Origin of the sequence: Mesorhizobium sp. M8A.F.Ca.ET.207.01.1.1 (assembly GCF_004794715.1) — a bacterium.
Classification (GTDB): Bacteria; Pseudomonadota; Alphaproteobacteria; order Rhizobiales; family Rhizobiaceae; genus Mesorhizobium.
The window spans coordinates 592,486-607,821 of sequence record NZ_SRUS01000001.1; the positions used below are offsets into that span (position 1 = coordinate 592,486).

The following is a 15,336-nucleotide window of genomic DNA, read 5'->3' on the forward strand; positions in this document are numbered from 1 at the left end:
GTGACAGATGAAGAAAATTAGATTCGTCCTTCTTGTTCTGTCCATCACGCTGGGTGGCTTTTGTTCTACACAAGCCGCCAATCTTGCTGACATTCTGGATGGCATGCGCAAATCGCCATACGGGATCACGAGTGATCTGGCCATTGGTGACAGTGTTGACGCCATTGACCCGTCCAAACCCAAGGAGAGGTGTCTGGATAACCCGGACGGAAACGTCAAACAAGATACGCAGGGCGCCGTCCACTCCACATTATCGTTTAAATTCATAAAGGATATAAATGAGTTCCAGAATGAACTGAAAGTTGACTATAGTGCTGAAGCTTCGTCGTCCGCCAATCTAGGGAAAATTCTTGGCGGTAACTCAACAATAAAGAATTTCGGACATTTCGAGAACTTCCTAAAGAACGATTCTGAGACGGCTTTGATCATTATCGAGGCTGAGGCAGATCATGGACGTGATCTGATGCAGGATTTTACCATTCGGGATGAGTTTAAGAAGTATCTGAACGCGAAGGACTACAAGGAGTTCAGGAAGCATTGTGGAACGCATTTTGTGCGTGGCTGGACGAGAAAATCCAGTATCAGTGTAGTCTATGAGTTGTCCAATATAGACAGAGAAGCCAAAGTTGTGCTGAATAACACCTTCAGTTACAGTGGAGGCGCTAATTTCGACGTCAAGGTACTGTCGGGCGACGCGAAAGCAAGTGCATCTACAACTTTGGCCGATACCTTGGCATTGGCGCAACGCTTGGGAAAGGTAACGGCCACTGTCGACTCGGCTGGAGGTGGCGGCATAGCAACCAACTTGAAGGCGATCGTAAGCGCCGGCGATCCTACTAAGAAAGAGTTCATCGACACGCTGTTGACCAAAATGGCCGAAGCGTCGACCGACTTTACGTATGCCAACTCAGCCCCCGACACGTTTCTTTTCACCCCTTGGCCGCAGCTGGATTTCACAGTGCTTGATTTCAACGCGAACAACTATGAGAAGCTCGGCAAGATTTACAAGTACTTGCTCAGGGTTGATCAGCGGTTAGCGACTTACGAGGACTACAAGGCCAAGGACGTTCACCTTTGGGAGCAATATTTTCGGGTCAATCAGGAGGAGCTGTCCGCTCTGAGGAATCAGCTTGTTGTGGCATACTCGGACTGTCGCAATTCTGGAAGTTGTGATTTTGACGTTAAAAACGATGTGGATGGCCTAATTCTCGATGATGTTCTGGTCGGTGGTAAATTAGACACAAAATGCCTCTATGCGAATACGTATGCAGACCAGGTAAGTGGAAAGATCGTCGAATCTGGAAAGTTCATATCGTCAATCGTTGTTGTATGGGATAGTAAGATAAATTTCCTGCACAATGTGGACGTCGGATCCATGGCAATCAATGCCGTCACGCCGGAGTTCGATCTTGTCGATCTCAAGTTCGAACCCGAAAAGAGGCAGAGCTTGCGACCCGACCCCGACGGCAACAGTGGCCTGTTGTATTTGGACGTATACCGGCAGACCGTTGATCCCCGGGATGTGACCCAGGAAGGCAAACTGGCCGCAGACAAAGTGAGGGACATGCGAGATCGAATAGCGCAGACAGTGTTCGTTTCCCATTTGCGAACGCTGAACGGCATGTCCATCGAGGAGGTGTTGGGCCGGCCTGAGATGACGGACTGTCCTGCCTTTATCCCGGACCGGCATTGATCGCCGCCGTTTGGGATCTAGCATCGTGGCCGTCACCGCGCCCCGCTCTTTTGAATTGTGGCGTAGCCTGATTTGGGTTCATTCAATGTGGACGAAGGCTATCGACGAATGAACGATCTCTTTGGACTCTTAGCTGCGTCTTGTACGGTGGTTCTACTGGCTGTCTGCCCCGCTCTGTCCGCTGATGTGGTTTGGGAAGGTACCGTGAAAATCAGCCACTTTGAGTGCGGAGAGGAAGGAAACGATAAGATTGTCATACGGAACATGGTTACATTGGTTCACCCCGAGGACAAAGCTGTTGTCGATGAAGCAAAGAGAATATCAATCGTCTGTCCCTTTCTGCAATTCGACAACGGCAGCTCGCTGAACACCCTCAGCGCGCTAGATATTCGAATCGGCGATACGACATCCGGCCCCGTCGTTATCATCAACACACGTGGCGTACGGGGAAAGGATGGGGCCAATCCGCCCCATAAGGGAAACGATCCGGCTGAGGATATCTGGGCGAGGAAAGTAGGCGCTGAGGGTGAGGGTGGTGACGATGGACAGAACGGCCGAGACGGCAGTGGGTGTGACTTGGTTGGGGGGTACGATTCAGAGCCCGGCGGCAATGGTAGTGTCGGACTAGTAGGTCAAGACGGGGGTGAGTTGGGAGTGGCGCGCGGGGAGTCTGGTCAGGACGGTTCCTCTGCGGCTGATGTGATCCTGATATCGAGGAAATTTGGCGAAGAGACTACCATCGACATTACGGCAAACGGTGGCGATGGGGGCAATGGTGGAACAGGCGGGCGTGGAGCCGACGGCGGACGTGGTGGCCGGGGTGGAAACGGCGGACGAGGCGGCGAAGCTAGTGCATGCCATGCAGCGTCTCAGGGAGGCGACGGGAAACCCGGCGGGCCAGGCGGCAATGGTGGAGACGGCGGCACAGGTGGCGACGGTGGCAGTGGCGGAAACGGTGGCTCCGTCACGATCCTGGCAGAAGAAGGCGGACCAGTGCCCGAGGTGGTCGTTACCAGCCGCGGCGGCAGAGGCGGAAGAGGAGGTTTCGGCGGCGAGCCAGGAGCCGGGGGACCTGGTGGCGACGGCGGGCTATACGGCCCGGGTGGCCACGGCCACAAGGGACTGGTCCCCGGCATCGATGATCATAGCGAAGGCGGACCAGGTATCAACGGCGGGCAGGGCGACCCAGGGACATCGGGACTATCTGGTCTGGTCGGCCGCGACGGCTTTCGGGGTCGTATTGGCAGAGAGACAAGTGGCTTCGTTACCGCCGAGCAGCTCAAAGACCTGTCTCGAAAGTGACACGCGACGGACGACAAGAGCGAGCGAACATCAGAAGAAGGGCTTCTCGATCCCGGCGCAAAGCAAGCTGCTGTTTTCTTTTCTGATTACTCCACCAATCTTTTCGCTTGTTTCTTATCGCGCGCCGTCTGCTGTTGGGGTAGGTCAATGATGAAGCGATCAGTCAAACGGCGCTTCGGTCGACGGGTTCCCAAGGTCCCTCAATGAGAGTGGACCGGACGATGGAACGCCCGGTAGTCACCTTCATCTCTGGCCGAACCGGCGAAGACTCGCACACCTATCATCACCCAAGAGTCCGGAAGATCGTCGTGATCTCGGGGCGTGTCCGGGCGGCGATTGGGAGAGCGGGCATGGACTTCGCGAGCGAGCTGCGCAGAATGCGGCGGCTTGTGCAGCAATTCGTGGTAGGAGCGGTGTGCGCGGGGGCGCTGCGCCCTTTCGCCTTCCTGTCCGTTTCCCTATCTGCTGTGCATCAGTCCGTCGCCGGCTGTCTGGTTGACGTCGCGGTCGGGTCGGCCAATCCTGTTGGCGGTGTACAAGTCATTTGGATAGGTCATCTCGTACGTGTGGCACGCGGTGGTCTGAGCAAACCATCCGTTAACGCCCCTGTGCGATGACCGACCAAGGGTCGGGCGAGGGGATCAGCGGGATGAACACGGAACAGCGGCGAGAGCTGGCCAAGCTCAAGGGCCGGCTACAGGCGCTTCGGGAAGACATCGACCTCTTCGGCGAGGACCTCAGCAGCTTCGTAGACAAGCACGTCGCCGATGACGAGGACACCGTCGAGGCACTCGACGAGATCGTTTCCTCGCTCGGGGAGCACGTCACGAAGATCGACGAGCTGCTTGGCCAGGACGAAGGGCTTTGACCGACCACACTCCCAAGATCGACATCGAAGCGCTGACTGCGCAAATAGTTAGCCTCGCCGACCCCGGCGACCTTGATCCGGCGCTGATACGCGCCTCAGTCCAGCTTACGGTGGCAAGCGTCCTGGAGACGACCCTCGTATCGGCCGCTGAAGACGGACGGCCGGCCATCGAGGCAACGATCCTTGGCAGCCTGCGAGGCGCGATGCGGGATGCGATCCCCCAGATCGGATTCGAGTTTATTCCCCAGCTGCGGTCGGATCTCGAAGAACTGGCGGTGGAAATCCTCCGCATGGCCGACGTCGCCGAGCAACTGGGCCTCGGTCCCTTCGGGGAAAAGGATGCCGAGGCTGAACAGCTGACGGACGTGGTCCGGGAGATCGATAGCACTAAGTTCTGGCGGGTGACGGTCTGCTCAGATACGGCCAGCGGCAGACTGCTCAATCTGGCATGCGACATCCTGCGCGCCCGCTGCCTCCGATCCCTAGACTGAGGTCTCGTTTCCGTGGGTCCGAGTGCCACTCGTCCTCGCCGAGGCCACTGAATGGGGCTGCAAATCGCTCGTATTGTTGACAAGTCTGCTGAAACCGCCTGTTCGCGGCTTCCGGACCCAGCCACCAGGTTTTCGCCAGCGGCCGGCACGGTCGACCGAGAGCGCCTCCGATACTCGGCGGCAAACCATGTCGATCCGTTTGCGCTCAGTCAGCCGTAAACGGCCTGTCACGCCACGTCGTCCAGTGTCACTGCGGAAAACGCAACATGATCTTGATCGCGGCTCACGACCGGCACACGGCGACTGGCGATGGCGTTGCTCAATCCTGGGCCGCCTAGAGTTTAGTCGCTCCGTAAATCTCCACCCGCATCAGTGCCTTCTGCACGACCTCGGAAGCGTCCTTGCCCTTGATCGAATCCGTTTCGCCGGGAAGCGAAACCTTCGCTACGTACCTGTAGTCGCCACCCGGCATTTCGTTGATCACGATTCGGCAGCCATGTCTCTCCAGTACCCACGTTCCCGTAGCTTGAAGCTGCTTCAGGCCCTGATCCACAAGCCCAAAATTTTCATTCGGCATTCTTGTATCCTTGCAGCGGCGAATGCGGATTCGAGCTGAGGCAACCCCTAGTTCCCGGGAACTGCCGCCACGGCAACGGAAGGGATAGGGAGCGCTGGCCCGAGTTTGCCCGAAAGCTTTCCCTCGAAGTCCGGCAGCGTCGTCGGCGTTCCCGAGGTAAGCGCAATCACCGCGTCATCGAGCGTCGTAAAGATCGTCTGGTCGATCATCAGCCTCGCCTCGCCGTGCGCCTGATCTTCGTCGAAGCGGACGACGACCCAAACGATGTCGCAGTTCGATATGTGGCCCACCGATTCCATCTTCGACATGGAATCCAGGAACGGCCGGTCGATCACGACAACCATCTTCTTCCCCCACCGCCGCAGGGTCGGGACCTTGATCATTAACTGGGGCATGAGACGCTTCGGCCCGCTCGATCGGAAATCCGGGTGGCGCGCCTTGCCGGGCATCGGAATGCTGTTGCCCGTGAACGTCCGGATCACGGCCATGTCCGCCGACATGGCTCCGCCGCTGAAATAGACGGCCTGCATCTCGACCGCGCACCATTTTTCGGGGTCGTCGGGATGAACGAAGACGAGGTCGATCCGGCCCACGTCCTCCCTGCCGGATTCAGCCGCGGCCGCTTCCTCGCCGCTTTCCTCTGCTGCCTCCTCGGCCTCTTCCTCCTCCGCTTCCGCGGCAGCTTCGGCTTCCCCGGCGATCCCGGTCTTAGGCCTCTTCAGAAACGGGATCTCCTTCGCGAACAAGGGGGTCTCCGTTCCCAGCAGGACCTTGCCGATGTGGCGGACGATGGTGCCGTTTTCCAGGAAACGATTCGGGCAGGTCGCGGTGATCGGGCCGTACGTGATCTCGTCCCCGGCGGCCAACGCCGGATGGAAATTCCGGAGGGAGCAGACCCCGCCCTTCTTATTGCAGTGGAGCTTGCCGCTCTTCGGGCCCAGCGCCGGAACCTGCGCGAAGAACGGGCATGGGACGCTGGTGTTCTTGGTGCCTTCCAGCACCTTCATCCGGGCGCTGTCCATGACCCGGAAAAGCTCTCCGTACCATTCCGCGATGCCGTAGAACTGCTTCTTCTTCTCAGGCTTCGCAGCCGCAGCTTTCTTCGCCATCAGGCGACCGCAAGCGTTTCTTCGTCTGCGCCCCGCTCGATCTCTCGGTCCAGCTTCAGCAGCTGCTTGGCGACGGCACGGCCCAGCAGGGGCGGCACCGCGTTGCCGACCTGCACGTACTGGTCGGTGCGGCTTCCCGCGAACACGAAGGTGTCCGGGAAGGATTGAAGCCTTGCCGCTTCGCGGACCGAGATCGCCCGGTCCTGCTCGGGGTGGATGTAGGCTCCCCAGTGCACGTCGCATTTCGTCAAGATGGTGCAGGCAAGGTCGGTTTTCTTCGGTCGTCCGTATCGCTTGGTGTGGTCCGAACGCTTCGCCCGCTTCATCCCTTCGGGCAGCAGATTGAACGGAATGTCGCGCCACGAACCGCCGGCCGGGATATGCTTCATCCGCGCCTCGTTCATCGCCGACAACTTTGAGGCAGAATGGTTCGACAGCCGCTTCACACCCTTGCGCAGCTCTCGCTGGAAAGAATTCATTGGCAGGCTGCCGTATTTCTCAACGTCCAGGGACTGCCCGTTCCGCAGAACCGGGAGATCGCTGATCGCGTCCCACACGGTTACAAAAGGCTTCAGTCCTTCGCCATGCGTCGGAGCGGGGAAAATGATCGGCGCGCCGACCCTATTGGCGACGAAAAAGATGCGCCTGCGTTCCTGCGGCACCCCGTATTCCTCGGCTTTCAGGATTTTCCAGTCGACGACGTAGCCGAGAGCCCTCAGGTTCTCCTCAATCTCGCGGATGATGCCGCCGCCTGCGATGCTGGTCAGCCCCGTCACGTTCTCCATCACGAGCCAGCGCGGACGCAGGCCTTTCACGATGCGCAGGTATTCCCGGAACAGTCCCGCCCTTGGGTCGTCAACACCGCGGCCGTGGTTGTAGACGGAGTAGCCTTGGCAGGGCGGCCCGCCGACCAGCACGTCCAGCTCGCCCGGCTTCAGCCCCGTCGCGTTCAGGATGTCCTTGACCGTAATGTTCTGGATCGGGCCGCCGAGGAATCGCGCGCCCTCGTGGGTCGCAACGAAGGTTTTCCCCGCAGTGTCGTCGTAGTCGAGTCCTGCAAGCACATGGAAACCCGCTTGGCGGAATCCTTCGCTCAGGCCGCCGGCCCCACAAAAAAGGTCAACGACCGTACCGCTGTGCTGCATGTGTGGCTCCCGTCACGCAAAACGTCCCGCTTCGACAGATACAAAACGAGAACGTTTAAGAAACTGTGTCATAGCCGTGCCGCGTCAACAGCGAAAGAGCCAGATGTCAGCAGTTTCATCATTCCTGTCAGGATTCGACCCCCCGAATCCCTCCAACCCTCAATGATTCGGAACCGTAGCACACCCCTCAAAAATTGGAATTCACCTGAAATTCACCGGAATCCTTGCCGTTCCGCAGCCAGTCAACTGCCGCTTCAAGGACTCGTTCTATACCCGGCGCGTTCCGGCCACGCAGGCAGCATTCCCAAATCGTCAGGCTGCGCCAGCCGGCCGCCTCGACCGCGGCGGCGTTCCGGACGTCGCGGGCGCGCGTTCGCTCGATCTTCGGATGCCAGTAGGTTTCGTTTGACGACGGCAGCTTCGCCGCGCCGCAGTCATGTCCATGCCAGTAGCAGCCATGCGCCCAGATCACCGCCTTGTATTTCGGCAGCACCATGTCCGGCCGGCCGGGAAATCTATTCGAGTGCAAAGAGTAGCGAAAGCCGAGGGCGTGGAGTCCTTTGCGGACCGCCATCTCGGGCTTCGTGTCCGTGCTCCGGATCGCCGCCATCATGCGGGATCGGACTTCGGGGGTTACGGTATCGGTCAAAGCGGTTCCGGCCTCCACTGCGAGGCCGGAACATAAACGAATCCTACGGGATCAGGAACGTGGCGGCGGGACGCGCCTGATCAGCGGCCTCGGCGCGGGGACGGCCACGACCTCCTTGGCTCCGAGAGCCGCCGCCTTCTGCGCCAGGTTCGCCGCTGATCCTGGAGCGTGGTAGCACTCGATGCGCCGCGGGAGCATGGCGACCATGAAACCCGGCAGCACATGGCGGACAGCCTTGCCGTCGACGGTTTCCCAGTGCTCCCATAACCCCGATGGGCGTTGGCGCGGCTGCATCCGTCGGTCGTATTCGGCCTGTTTCGGGTTCATCCTCATCGCGCTTCCTCCTGCCTGAGGCGCACCAGCGCCCCGTGTCCAAATTTTTCCTCGACAATATCTATTGCCGTTCCGAGGTTGTGGTCCTTCAGCACGGTGATCGCGTCCCAGGTCGGGACGTTGCCCGCGGCTTTGCCGTAGGCCTTCACGGTCCACAGGGACTTGCCGACCAGTTGCGCGATCTCGGCCGCCGTCATGCCGCAGCGCCTGCGCGCGTACGACCATGCCTGCCGTCGCCTGCGGGCTTCGCATTCCGGCGTTGCTTTCCTGCCCATCACCCCGCCTGCCTTTCCGCCAGCATCGCAAGGACGCATTCATGCGACCTTTTGGCCTCTTCGTGAGCCTGCACATCCGGCCAATTCCCAGAATGCTCCGCCTGCCATTTCAGGTCGGCGACCATGAAGGCCAGGACCCTTTCGGCCAGCGTTAACGCCCACCATGACAGCGCGGCCCGCGCCCGGTCGACGACGTGACCCGGCCGCACCGCCGGCGACACGTAGACGACGTCGCCGACGGGGCCTGTCACGTATCCAGCGCGGATGTCCGCATGGTCGCGCGCCTCGTCAAGGTCGTCCTCGTTATACGGACAGATCGGCCCGCGGCCCGAGCCGATGTCGTCTATGTCGTAGACGCAGACGGAGGGGATGAAAAAGGCGTCGGCCACCCCGTCAATGTTTTCCTCGTCGAAGAGGACCACCTCGTTCCAAGAAACGCTCATCAGAACTTCCTCCCGGCCTGCGCGAGGGCGGCGTTGGCCTCGGCGGCCCATTTATTGGAAGCCTCAAAGCTTGCAGCCCGCTTCGCATCGGACTCTCTCTGTGCTGCCTCGTAGCGGTCAAAAAGGCGGTACAGGCCGTCCATGTCCTCCTGCGAGGGCAGCCGCGCGATGTTCTTCCACCAGCCAACGTGGTCGGCGAGGCTCATCGCCTTGTTCGTCATGTCCTGCCACGCCTTGTCAGCGGCTTCCTTTGCCAGGATGGCTTCCGCCCCGATCTTCGCAAGTTCCGTCATCGTTCCCCCCTTTCGCTAGCTTTCCCCGCCAGCTGAATAAAAGCATTCGCTGAGATCGGGAGTATTTCAACTCCAATTGAGCATCTTTTTATTGTCAACAATTGCCATGGTTACCAAGGTTGTTGACACGACCGCTCTTTGACAAGACGTTTGTCTGTTGCATGTAAACAAAATATTTTTCTACCATGCACACGGGAGGAGCGAATGCTTAAAGTAATCCTTAGGGCCATACGGCAAATCGTCGGCGGAATCCTTGCGGTTCCGGGTGACTTCCTGCGCTGGCTCACGGGCCAGCAAAGCACGCCGATGCCGCCGACGACCGATGCCTTCGCAGATGAAGTCGACAGCCAGGCCGCCGAACTACGCGAGCAGCTCGATGCTCCGGCTCCCGAGCCCACGATCGCCGTCAGGTCGCTCGGCGGACACGTCCACGGCTACGCGGCCGGCGACCGCGACTACAGGGATGCGTTCGACGTCGCCTCGATTCCCGAGAATGTCGCAACCGTGTTGCTGACGCTGGCACCCGGCCAGCTTGCCCGACTCGCCAGCGCCGGACCGGAACTCTGTGGCCGCTGGGCGCTGGGCGAAAAGACCGGGCTTGTTGGCGTGCCTCCGGTGAAGCGGGGATGGGTGCCGTCTGTGATCAGCGGGACGAAACCAGCCGGAGACCCTGCGCCTGGACTGGTTCCCGAAGGCGAAGCGCTGCCCGGCATGCGGCCTCGACGGGCAGCCTGATTTCCTAAACGACGTCGGCGAGGCTGCGCGAGTTCTTGACTCCTGATTTCCGCAGCCGGGACTGCCGCGTTGCTTCGTGTCCGACGGCGTATCCCGCCGTAAGGCAGACAGGGCAGGTTTCGATTTCGGAATCCTTGGAGAAGGCAAGCGCCTGGGCAACCTCTTCGACGTCGAAGCGGCCGGCACGGATGCGGGCGGCGACGTCGAACAGGCCTTTCACTCTCGTGTTCTCCATGCCGAAATCAAACATCGCGCAGCTTGTCAGCCATTGGGTCGGCAACTAGCAGGCAACTGACGAACACGGGCCTCCCTTGAACATGCCGGGGATGCGCTTGACCTCCATGGCGGTGACCGAGCCGTGGCCGAAGCCGAAATCAATATGGAAGTTCATCCGCGTCACGCCGAGCATCGCCTCGATCCGGAGCTTGATCCCGGCTCCCTCGGAATGCTGCAGGAGGACCGTTGAGAAGCGGGTGAACTGGACGTGGTCCTCGACCAGTCCAGTCGGCGAATTTGAATCGTAGTAGGTTCGGGTCAGCAGGTCCGGGACGATCATCTTGATGTCCTCGCGCTGCTTCAGGTGGACATCCGCGTCCGGCGCGGGACGGTCGGTCTTCGGGTCGTCGATGACGGCAACCGTGGACCCCTTCAGCATCAGCCTCAGTCCGCAGGCCTCCGCCAGGCGGTATAGCGCCCGCTCCAGATTCCCGCCAATCTAAAGGCGCAAGAATACTGCCGTTCTAGTTATAGGACAAAGGATTCAGTCCTTGGGGTGCGGAGGCTTCCCCTGCCGGCGGCGCTCCATCCACCATTCATAAGCTTCTTCGAGAACCTGTGCGTTCTTCTCGCGCAGCCGCTTCTCGACCACGGCCATTGCCTGTCTATTTCGGTGCGCCCGATACGCCCGAAGCGCATCCTCGGCTTCGGGGATTTCCTGAAGGAGGTCTTTGAATCTATCGTGCAAATCGTCACCCAATGTTTACCGAAATGCTCCGAATCAGGGTATCGCGCGAGGCAACCGAGCGGCGGAGCTTGGCGACTTCAGCTTCCAGTTCCTGGACGCGATATACCGCCGACCGGGCGACAGCGAGGGCCTCCGACGAAGAGCGCTGCGCGGCGATCAGCCGGGCGTGCCAGAGGCCGTTGGCCCGGCGCTCCCGTGCGTCCTTCAAATTTGCAAGGCCGGCCGCGTGTGCGTTGACGATGACGCTTGCCCCGACCGAGGCGAGCCCTGCGAACTGCATGGCGACCCCGCTGGCAGGACACGAAACCGGGCGGTGTTGATGATGTGACACGTGGCTTCTCCTTGGGCCAAACATGTAGCCGGCGGAGGGCATGGCGTCGACGCCTCCGGGCGAGGTTTCCGCAGGCATCCCTGGCAGGGATCTAATCCTGTACCAAAGATCCGATTCCCTGCACGAGATGCAGATGCGCGGGATTGTCGAGAAGGGTGACGTGGACGGGATTTCGTCGAGAGGCTGTATAAAGTGTGCGGGCGCTTGCGGCACATCAGCCAGGCGGGAAGCCGGCATGATTGTTGCCAAGATCACGGACCGGAGAACCCCTTCGCTCTGATCTTGCCCGGTGCTCCCAACATACGATCCGTCAAGCCGTTGAACCCGCCATCCTCCGAACTCCAGCAGCATCGGCTTCGGTTCATGACCTCCGCGTATCGGTAGAACTTAGCGAGATTTCGGCGGGGCAGCGGATCGTGTGTAAAGTGGCGGTGGAGCGCGATCTTCATTGCTTCCAGATCGAAATACAGAGCGAAGTATGCGCTGGGAAAAGGGCTTCGATCTGCTAGACCGCTCGTACAGCGCCAATGACCGCGCGAGCAGACTGTTAATCCCGTGACTTTTGTAGATCGCTGCGGCTGTTCTGATCGCTGCCTGCCGCAAGCGGTGATGCCCGGATTCGTCCGCCTCAGGGAATGCTCTTGCAAGGTTGACCGACCAGTAGATGGTCGGCGGAAGCAACAGGTCTGCCGACCGAGAATTCGGCATGTTTGTCAGGTCCGATTCGGTCGGCTCCGGACCGTTGCGCCATTCGTTTGCCGTGCGTTCGTCGAAGCCGCCGCAGCCAGGCTGCGTACGCTGCCAATTCATTTTCGCGGCCATCAGGTTCGGACCGGATCCAGTTCGATGATCCGCTTCCGCTTGGTCCCTGACAGCCTAAATCCGCGGACCGTGATGTCGAGCGCTTTGATGGCCTTGTCGAAGCCCATTGGCATATCCTCGTCTGCTGGGACAACGAGAAATTTCGCCGCATCGCTGGCAGCAGCGTGCGTCACCAACTGCCCGATCGCGGTGTAGAGCTGCTGCCTGCCGACGCCTGTTTTGATCTCGTAGACCTCGGTGATCCTCCCGGCCCGACTGACGTAGCAGTCGATCAGCTGGGTGTTGTAGACTTCCTCGTCCAGCTTGCGCGCCGCATGCCTTTCGGCGACGACCATGTCGACGATCTCGCCATGATAGGTCTCGTAGGCGAAGGTTCCGCCACGCCGGCCGCGCTTAGTTCCGGAGAATTCCTTGTCGTAACTCTCGGACTCCTCCAACCGTTTTCGGAACTCCGGCGTGTCCAGATCGCCCTTGGAAACGGCAAGTTTGAAATCCGCGACTTTCCTGACGTAGCGCGCCAGACGGCCAACGAAACCCACGTCGGACATGTTGCCGACTGGTATGGCTTTGCGGAACCGACCGTCTTCGCAAAGGACTTTGACCATGCGGATGTTCGCAGCGAGCAGGAAGGCCTGCTGTCCAATGCCGGGACGGCCGCCGCCGACCGCGCCATCGTGCATCAGGTGGATGTCGCCAGTCTCTTCGTCTTCGGCGAACGCCCCGGCGACCTGCCAGCCGTTGGTTTCAGAAGGAACGTTGATCTCGACCGCAATGAGCTGCATTTTTCGGTCGGGTTCGAAGACGCCAAAGGCGTTCCAGTATCTCGGGATCGTCGTATCCTCAGGAGTCTTGCTGATCGAAGCCCAAAGCTCGCCTTCGCCGGCTGAGAATAGTTCGCGGTCGCGGTTGCCGCCCTTGAAGCCGATCCTTCGCATCCCCTGCGTCGGCAGCGAATCCTTCACGATCTGCGCGAGCTTTTCCTGAGCAGCCTTCTTCGCTTTCGTCTCTTGAATCAGCCTGAGCATGTCGTCCCCCGTTTCCCAGACCTAAGCATTTCCATGCGGCGAACGCCACGTGGCCGACAGCGATCGCTGTTCTGGCTGGTCCCAGGCGGGCACTTGCCCACCAGTAGAGCACAAGCGCGGGTATTAAGTTCCCAAGCCTACGACGATCCCTCGCCAAATCCGCGCATGGACATGTTGGCATGGTCGATTGACTGGCTGCAGGAAGTTGCGCTACCCGGTCAGTAGCGAGGGAAAATCCAATGAACGTCAATAAAGACCTAGTCGATATCTTAGCTTCTATCGATGCGCTTGCGGAGCGGGGAGGGATTACCAGGAGTCGCGCATTTGCAGCCTGGTTCGCCATTAACTTCTTTTATCAAGACGAAGACGAAGCATTAGAGGCGGCAGCCAGTGATGGCGGGAATGACCAAGGGATCGACATCGCATTCGCTGACGAAAACAATCAAGAAATAGTCGTTATCCAAGCCTACTTCCCAGAAAAGCATGACAAGAAAACTCCGAAGAATAAATGGGATGCCATCACTTCGTCACTGCCATTTGTGAACGATCCGGGAAAGCTAGCGAAGACTCGTCCCGATCTGGCCGAGACGCTGACTAATTTGCGAGAAGCGCATCCGGATTACCCCGTGGCCGCCGGACTGATTTCAATGGGCTTGCGGTCGCCGGAAGTGGATGATTCCGTTGCCGCGCACCAAGACGACCCAAAAAACAGCGATATGAATTTCTTCTTTGTTCCCCAAGAGGATATTATCGCTAGATACAAGACCCTTGTTTCTACCGAGCGCGGAATCCCCGAAGGTGTCCTGAACTTCAGTGGTGGGCATATCGAGGATCACGGTGCATATGGCCGAGCCTGGTTTGGTTCTGTTAGTGCGGTGGAACTCCAGCGGCTGCACAAAGAACACCAAGACGATCTCTTTGCAGGAAATATTCGCCTGTTTTTGGGAGCTCGCAAGGGCGGAATAAACGAGCAGATTATCAAGACGGCAAAGGAATCGCCCGGCTCCTTTTGGGCGCTTAATAACGGCGTCACCATCGTCGCCGATACGGCCGTTCCGGTCCCTGGCAACGATGGCTCCACTGCACTTAAGCTCACCCGCTTCAGCATCGTCAATGGATGTCAGACCACGTCCAGCCTAGTTCAAGCCAAGGCACCAAAAGAGGCAAAGGTGTTGGCCCGCGTAATTGCGGCCAAGGCTTCAATTCGGACTGACATTGTTCGTTATAACAATTCCCAGAACGCAGTACGCATATGGTCCGTCCGGGCTGCTGACGACCTTCAGCAAACTTTGAGATCCGATTTCAAAGCCGTCCATATTGACTACGCGCCGAAGCAAGAAGGCTCGCGACGGAAGAAGGATTTGAAAACCATCGAGCTGGACAAGGTTACTCAGTTTCTCGCCTCGACCCAAAACGAATTCTTAATTCAGGCTATCGCCAACAAGGGAGAGCTGTTCGACCAGCCTTATCAGAAGCTCTTCTACAAGGGCGTCCCAGCAACTGAGGTGTATCTGAGCTGGCTGGTTGGAAATTTTGCTGACGCAGAACGTCAGTCGGTGCTGAAAGAGCTTGGCGAGGATGAAAATTCCGGCCTTCTAAGCGTGACCAGCGCCTATTGGATCATCTATTGCACGTACAAAATTTTGGAGAAGCTCACCACTTGGAAGTCCCCGCAAATCACCTTGGCAAAAATGCAGTCAGCAGAATTTCAGAACGCAGTCCGAAAGTACGTGAAGAAGGCGGTCGACATCTACTATGACGCGGCGCTCGATACCTATGATCGAGACGAGTATGGCTCATTCAAGAGCGCGCTACGGTCAACAAAATTCCTTCAGAAAATGGATGGCAAGATCAAGATTCGAGTCGTGAAAATCAGCGCCAAATCGCTCCCCGATCTTGTGGCAGTAGCCAAATCCATCAAGCTCTGAGACCCATAAGCGGTCAACTCGGACCAGTCATCAACATTAGCTTAGATGTTCTCGAAGCGTCGCTGCTCAGCGACGCGGGCATTGACAACATCCCGCGCTTCCAATCTCGGACGACCATCGGACCCGCACCGTCACGAAGAACGAGCGCGGGTTCATGGTCGGGTGGGACGAACCATGGAAGTGGGACGGCAACCGACCGATTGTGGGCTGTTACGCGGTTACCGGGATGACCCTCCGCTCGATCCGGAGGTACTTCGGCCTGGACTGATCAACGACTGAAATGATGTGAAGGCGGCCGGGAGCAACTCCCGGCCGTTTTTGTGGGATGCAAACCGCCCCCTGAACCTCCTCCC

The 15,336-nt window shown here is 58.9% G+C and carries 19 protein-coding genes; 6 read left to right on the forward strand and 13 right to left on the reverse strand.

The genetic code is table 11. The annotated features are described in order from the left end of the window. Nucleotides 1-7 precede the first annotated feature (7 nt). The 4 genes from EN850_RS02955 (at nucleotide 8) to EN850_RS02970 (ending at nucleotide 4,354) form a co-directional block, all read left to right on the forward strand. Nucleotides 8-1,693 carry a hypothetical protein gene (locus tag EN850_RS02955; protein WP_136090584.1) on the forward strand — a complete coding sequence of 562 codons (1,686 nt, stop codon included), beginning with the start codon at nucleotides 8-10 and terminating at the stop codon, nucleotides 1,691-1,693. A gap of 772 nt (nucleotides 1,694-2,465) precedes the next feature. Further along, nucleotides 2,466-3,146 carry a hypothetical protein gene (locus tag EN850_RS36230; RefSeq protein WP_189590965.1) on the forward strand — a complete coding sequence of 227 codons (681 nt, stop codon included), beginning with the start codon at nucleotides 2,466-2,468 and terminating at the stop codon, nucleotides 3,144-3,146. A gap of 498 nt (nucleotides 3,147-3,644) precedes the next feature. Next, nucleotides 3,645-3,863, forward strand: a complete 219-nt coding sequence (locus EN850_RS02965) for a hypothetical protein (RefSeq protein WP_136090585.1) — start codon at nucleotides 3,645-3,647, stop codon at nucleotides 3,861-3,863. Next, a complete protein-coding gene (locus EN850_RS02970; RefSeq protein ID WP_136090586.1) occupies nucleotides 3,860-4,354 on the forward strand; it encodes a hypothetical protein in 495 nt (164 codons plus the stop codon). The genes EN850_RS02965 and EN850_RS02970 overlap by 4 nt, the downstream gene beginning before the upstream one ends. Before the next feature lie 334 nt (nucleotides 4,355-4,688). On the opposite strand, the gene EN850_RS02975 is transcribed toward EN850_RS02970, so the two are convergent. The 8 genes from EN850_RS02975 to EN850_RS03010 form a co-directional block, all read right to left on the reverse strand. Beyond that, complete coding sequence (locus EN850_RS02975) at nucleotides 4,689-4,931, reverse strand: hypothetical protein (RefSeq protein WP_136090587.1); 243 nt, start codon at nucleotides 4,929-4,931, stop codon at nucleotides 4,689-4,691. A gap of 47 nt (nucleotides 4,932-4,978) precedes the next feature. Next, nucleotides 4,979-6,040, reverse strand: a complete 1,062-nt coding sequence (locus EN850_RS02980; protein WP_136090588.1) for a NotI family restriction endonuclease — start codon at nucleotides 6,038-6,040, stop codon at nucleotides 4,979-4,981. Further along, nucleotides 6,040-7,185 carry a DNA cytosine methyltransferase gene (locus EN850_RS02985; protein ID WP_136090589.1) on the reverse strand — a complete coding sequence of 382 codons (1,146 nt, stop codon included), beginning with the start codon at nucleotides 7,183-7,185 and terminating at the stop codon, nucleotides 6,040-6,042. The genes EN850_RS02980 and EN850_RS02985 overlap by 1 nt, the downstream gene beginning before the upstream one ends. Nucleotides 7,186-7,372: 187 nt before the next feature. After that, nucleotides 7,373-7,834: a very short patch repair endonuclease gene (locus EN850_RS02990; protein ID WP_136090590.1), complete on the reverse strand. Its 462-nt coding sequence runs from the start codon at nucleotides 7,832-7,834 to the stop codon at nucleotides 7,373-7,375. 51 nt (nucleotides 7,835-7,885) lie between these two features. After that, the gene (locus EN850_RS02995; RefSeq protein ID WP_136090591.1) at nucleotides 7,886-8,167 is read right to left on the reverse strand and encodes a hypothetical protein; all 282 of its coding nucleotides are present in this window, start codon (nucleotides 8,165-8,167) and stop codon (nucleotides 7,886-7,888) included. Further along, nucleotides 8,164-8,364: a hypothetical protein gene (locus EN850_RS03000; RefSeq protein ID WP_136090592.1), complete on the reverse strand. Its 201-nt coding sequence runs from the start codon at nucleotides 8,362-8,364 to the stop codon at nucleotides 8,164-8,166. Before EN850_RS03000 ends, EN850_RS02995 begins: the two co-directional genes overlap by 4 nt. A 77-nt stretch (nucleotides 8,365-8,441) precedes the next feature. Beyond that, the gene (locus EN850_RS03005; RefSeq protein ID WP_136090593.1) at nucleotides 8,442-8,885 is read right to left on the reverse strand and encodes a hypothetical protein; all 444 of its coding nucleotides are present in this window, start codon (nucleotides 8,883-8,885) and stop codon (nucleotides 8,442-8,444) included. Beyond that, nucleotides 8,885-9,178 (reverse strand): hypothetical protein, encoded by a 294-nt coding sequence (locus EN850_RS03010; protein ID WP_136090594.1) that lies wholly within the window; start codon nucleotides 9,176-9,178, stop codon nucleotides 8,885-8,887. Before EN850_RS03010 ends, EN850_RS03005 begins: the two co-directional genes overlap by 1 nt. Nucleotides 9,179-9,382: 204 nt before the next feature. Between EN850_RS03010 and EN850_RS03015 the strand changes: the two genes are divergently transcribed. After that, on the forward strand, nucleotides 9,383-9,913 hold the full coding sequence (locus EN850_RS03015; RefSeq protein ID WP_136090595.1) for a hypothetical protein: 531 nt from the start codon (nucleotides 9,383-9,385) through the stop codon (nucleotides 9,911-9,913). Nucleotides 9,914-9,917: 4 nt separating this feature from the next. On the opposite strand, the gene EN850_RS03020 is transcribed toward EN850_RS03015, so the two are convergent. The 5 genes from EN850_RS03020 to EN850_RS03035 all read right to left on the reverse strand — a co-directional run bounded on the left by EN850_RS03020 (nucleotide 9,918) and on the right by EN850_RS03035 (nucleotide 13,055). Continuing rightward, the gene (locus EN850_RS03020) at nucleotides 9,918-10,148 is read right to left on the reverse strand and encodes a hypothetical protein (protein WP_145973013.1); all 231 of its coding nucleotides are present in this window, start codon (nucleotides 10,146-10,148) and stop codon (nucleotides 9,918-9,920) included. A 45-nt stretch (nucleotides 10,149-10,193) separates the two neighbouring features. After that, nucleotides 10,194-10,568 carry a hypothetical protein gene (locus tag EN850_RS03025; RefSeq protein WP_136090597.1) on the reverse strand — a complete coding sequence of 125 codons (375 nt, stop codon included), beginning with the start codon at nucleotides 10,566-10,568 and terminating at the stop codon, nucleotides 10,194-10,196. A 105-nt stretch (nucleotides 10,569-10,673) separates the two neighbouring features. Beyond that, the gene (locus tag EN850_RS36235) at nucleotides 10,674-10,889 is read right to left on the reverse strand and encodes a hypothetical protein (protein WP_189590967.1); all 216 of its coding nucleotides are present in this window, start codon (nucleotides 10,887-10,889) and stop codon (nucleotides 10,674-10,676) included. After that, nucleotides 10,882-11,208 (reverse strand): hypothetical protein, encoded by a 327-nt coding sequence (locus EN850_RS03030; RefSeq protein WP_136090598.1) that lies wholly within the window; start codon nucleotides 11,206-11,208, stop codon nucleotides 10,882-10,884. The genes EN850_RS36235 and EN850_RS03030 overlap by 8 nt, the downstream gene beginning before the upstream one ends. Nucleotides 11,209-12,029: 821 nt before the next feature. Next, nucleotides 12,030-13,055 (reverse strand): hypothetical protein, encoded by a 1,026-nt coding sequence (locus tag EN850_RS03035; RefSeq protein WP_136090599.1) that lies wholly within the window; start codon nucleotides 13,053-13,055, stop codon nucleotides 12,030-12,032. Between the two features lie 239 nt (nucleotides 13,056-13,294). On the opposite strand from EN850_RS03035, the gene EN850_RS03040 reads away from it, so the two are divergent. Further along, a complete protein-coding gene (locus tag EN850_RS03040) occupies nucleotides 13,295-14,983 on the forward strand; it encodes an AIPR family protein (protein WP_136090600.1) in 1,689 nt (562 codons plus the stop codon). Nucleotides 14,984-15,336 lie beyond the last annotated feature (353 nt).